This window comes from Streptomyces milbemycinicus (assembly GCF_002154605.1).
Taxonomy (GTDB): Bacteria; Actinomycetota; Actinomycetes; order Streptomycetales; family Streptomycetaceae; genus Streptomyces; species Streptomyces milbemycinicus.
Genome location: NZ_MUNE01001154.1, coordinates 194 through 728, shown reverse-complemented (window position 1 = coordinate 728; position 535 = coordinate 194). Strand labels below are relative to the sequence as shown.

The window sequence follows — 535 nt, the reverse complement described above, 5'->3', positions numbered from 1 at the left end:
GGACTGGAAGCGCACCGTCCGGGTCCGCACCGAGGGCTGGCCGGAGGGCGCGTATCTGCTCCGGCTGGACGCGGACGACGGCCACCAGCGCTATGTCCCCCTGATCGTCCGCTCCGAGAAGGCCGCGGGCCGGACCCTGCTGATGCACGCGGTGGCCACCTGGCAGGCGTACAACACCTGGGGCGGCTTCAGCCTCTACCAGGGCCAGGACGGGGCGTACGGGACGCGCTCGCTGGCCGTCGGCTTCGACCGGCCGTACAACGGCAACGGCGCGGTGAAGTTCCTGGTCTACGAGCGGGCGCTGGTGGCGCTCGCGGAACGGCTCGGCATACCGCTGGCCTACACCACCGGCGTGGACGTGCACCGCGATCCCGGTGTGCTGCACGACGCCGCGGCGGTGATATCGCTGGGCCACGACGAGTACTGGACCCCGCAGCAGCGCCGGTACGTCACCCACGCCCGCGACACCGGGACCAATGTGGCGTTCCTCGGCGCCAACACCTGCTTCCGCCGGATCAGGCTGGAGCACGGTCCG

General features: G+C 71.6%; 1 protein-coding gene. It reads left to right on the top strand.

What is annotated here, in order from left to right:
- Nucleotides 1-535, top strand: a 535-nt coding sequence (locus CCN51_RS51755) for a N,N-dimethylformamidase beta subunit family domain-containing protein (protein ID WP_342749436.1), incomplete at both ends; no start/stop codon positions are given.